Source organism: Paraburkholderia atlantica (assembly GCF_009362785.1).
Lineage (GTDB): Bacteria > Pseudomonadota > Gammaproteobacteria > Burkholderiales > Burkholderiaceae > Paraburkholderia > Paraburkholderia atlantica.
In genome coordinates, this window is sequence record NZ_WHNQ01000147.1 from 1 (window position 1) to 2,932 (window position 2,932).

Annotated in this window: 1 protein-coding gene and 3 pseudogenes; 1 reads left to right on the top strand and 3 read right to left on the bottom strand. The window is 53.6% G+C overall.

Annotated features, from left to right (window positions below):
* Window positions 1-318: pseudogene (locus GCT19_RS41525) on the top strand (IS6 family transposase); the annotation flags it as partial.
* 139 nt (window positions 319-457) lie between these two features.
* Here the strand turns inward: GCT19_RS41525 and GCT19_RS41530 are convergent.
* The 3 genes and pseudogenes from GCT19_RS41530 to GCT19_RS41540 all read right to left on the bottom strand — a co-directional run.
* The gene (locus tag GCT19_RS41530; RefSeq protein WP_152855058.1) at window positions 458-2,113 is read right to left on the bottom strand and encodes an alpha,alpha-trehalose-phosphate synthase (UDP-forming); all 1,656 of its coding nucleotides are present in this window, start codon (window positions 2,111-2,113) and stop codon (window positions 458-460) included.
* A gap of 205 nt (window positions 2,114-2,318) precedes the next feature.
* Window positions 2,319-2,500: pseudogene (locus tag GCT19_RS41535) on the bottom strand (transposase); the annotation flags it as partial.
* Between the two features lie 114 nt (window positions 2,501-2,614).
* Window positions 2,615-2,932, bottom strand: a pseudogene (locus tag GCT19_RS41540) (IS6 family transposase); the annotation flags it as partial.

The window sequence follows — 2,932 nt, forward strand, 5'->3', positions numbered from 1 at the left end:
CGCAGCTATCCGGCCGCGAAAGCGGAGATCCCCGAACTGGCGAACGTCACGCATGTGTTCGTCAAAGCCAGCGCCCGCGTCAACAACCGCGCCGAGAATAGTCATCAGCCAACCCGGGAACGCGAACGGCGTATGCGGGGCTTCCGCCTGCCCGAGCGCACTCAAGCTTTCCTGTCGAACTTCGGCCCGATCCGACAGCACTTTGCCCTCAAGCGACATCGGCTACGGGCTTCACGCTATCGCTAACAACTCGCCTTGCGATTTGCTGCGTGGCATCGCTTCACCGAACTCACCCAAACTCCGTCTATCGCTTTTTGAGCACCTGATCGCCCCTGCCAGCATTGCCTTCTCTCCCCTCTAACGTGACAAAGCCGGACTGCTACTGCGCTACTTCTGTATAACGAGATGCCTATAACGAGGCGCGTCCCCACTCCACGGAGCCGGAAAGAATCACAATTCAAGACGGCCCTGATTCCGGGTCAGCCTCAGCGATAGCGTTTGACTTACTCTCCGCGGAAGCCTGCGAAGGGGAAAGTGCATTAAGGTAAGTTTCTCTCCACCAGCGAAGGTCTTCAGTTTTTACATTGCGCATCAGCTTGACGTGCCGATCTTGACGTTGATACCGGGGCATCTCCAAAGCACGTACGTATGCTTTTGCAATGGCAGTTCGGTCCTTAGGCGGCACCAGAAGCGAATCACTGAGTTGAGAGGCCGAACCCGCGCCGGTTGATAGCACAAGAACGCCTGGGTTTTCTGGATTCTGCGCCGCGATGTATTCTTTAGCTACCAGATTCATGCCATCCGCCACGGGGGTAACCACACCTACTCGACTCATTCGATATATTTCAGGCAGTGCATTGCGATCCACCGACTCGTTGAAATACATCACCGGCTTCCAATCAATAGCGCCAAACTGGTCGTTGATCTCGTCCACCAGTTTCCTAGTCTTATCGCTTAACTTGGCATACGCAGGAACCGTTTGTCGTGTGGGGGCTGCGATTTGAACGAGTGTGACGTTGTTTCGTAAGTCAGGGCGAGTTTCCAGCAATTCACGGAAGGCCATTAGGCGTTTCGGTATCCCCTTACTGTAGTCCAGTCGATCAACGCCGACCATTAGCTTTCGTCGACCTGACTCATTACGTATGTCATCAAGGATTGCTTCTGATTCACTGCTTGGCTGAAGCGCCCTCAGACTCTCGACATCAATGCCGATCGGAAAGGCTTGAATACTGGGTTTCCTGCGAAAAGCCCCGGAATCACGTTCGTTCAACCGTTGAACAAGGCCTTCCTTTTCCGCGTACGAGCGGAAGTTCTCGACGTCTTCGGGGCGCTGCATCCCTACGAGATCGTATGACATCAAGCCCTCCATCAATTTCCGATGTTCGGGAATTTGTTTGATGACATCGGGAGGCGGGAGCGGGATGTGATTAAAAAAACCTATTCTATGTTGGCATCCGTGCGCACGTAACTGTTGCGCAAAAGGAATGAGATGGTAGTCGTGAACCCATACGATGTCATTTTCCCTGAGCATGGGTCCCAGTTTTGAGGCGAGCAAGTTATTGACGGTCTCATAATCTTTGAAGTATTCGGGGTTCAGGTCGGCAAATTTCAATTTTTCGTGAAAAACAGGCCAAAGCACAGAGTTAGAAAAGCCCTCATAGTAACCATGATGAAGCTTCTTGCTTAAATCAATTTGTGCCAATGTCGTTCGGCCGAAGGATTCGGTTCGAACGCTAGACACCTGGGAGGCGTCGGTTGTTTTACCGCTCCAGCCAAACCATAGTCCATCGGTGTTATGCATCATTTCGCCAAGCGCAACTGCAAGCCCGCCTGCAGCAGGTTTGTTCGGGTCTATAAGCCGATTCGATACCACTACTAGGCGGCGATCTGAACTCGAGAGTGCTGATGCATCAGATATTGATCGACACAACTCAGAGCCCTTTTCACTCGCGATGTACCGTCGCGGCAATCCCGGTAGTTCGTCAAATTGCGCAGGTCTGGACCGGGGAAGATCTGACTTTCGTACTACCTTGCTCTCCGTGATTGCGACCGTGTCGGAGGGGTCTTGAGTACTTGTGGGAGAATAAATCGAGGGGATGGTATTGTTGAACATGAATCGAGCAGTTGGGGTGACTTAAATGATTCAAAAAGCGCTATTGCCACGAGTTAAGGAGGATCTGCAGAAGTCGTTTTCGTAGCGGTGATCTTCCACGCTGTCGCGGTCTGAACGGCGACGACATTCTTTGTGCGGAGATCGCCCCGTACGGTTACCTTTCAGGCGCTGTGCCGGTGAAACATATGGCCGCACCAGCCCGATCTTAAGCGTTTCGCAAAGCTCTACGCGCCATCCACAAATTGCTCAAAGCGAACAACGTGGTGATCTGGGCGGTATTTTTCATCAAACCGCGATAGCGGGTCTCGCATAGCCGAATTGGCGCTTAGTGAGGCGAAATGGGTGCTCAACCTTGGCACGGATTCCGGCCTTGAGTCGCTCGATCTGATCGTGGATCGCGTCGATCACATCAGAACCGTTCTGCCCGTTTTCTGAACAGGCGGGTTGGCTTTGTCACGTTAGAGAGGAGAGAAGGCAATGCTGGCAGGGGCGATCAGTTGCTCAAAAAGCGATAGACGGATTTTGGGTGAGTTCGGTGAAGCGATGCCACGCAGCAAATCGCAAGGCGAGTTGTTAGCGATAGCGTGAAGCCCGTAGCCGATGTCGCTTGAGGGCAAAGTGCTGTCGGATCGGGCCGAAGTTCGACAGGAAAGCTTGAGTGCGCTCGGGCAGGCGGAAGCCCCGCATACGCCGTTCGCGTTCCCGGGTTGGCTGATGACTATTCTCGGCGCGGTTGTTGACGCGGGCGCTGGCTTTGACGAACACATGCGTGACGTTCGCCAGTTCGGGGATCTCCGCTTTCGCGGCCGGATAGCTGCG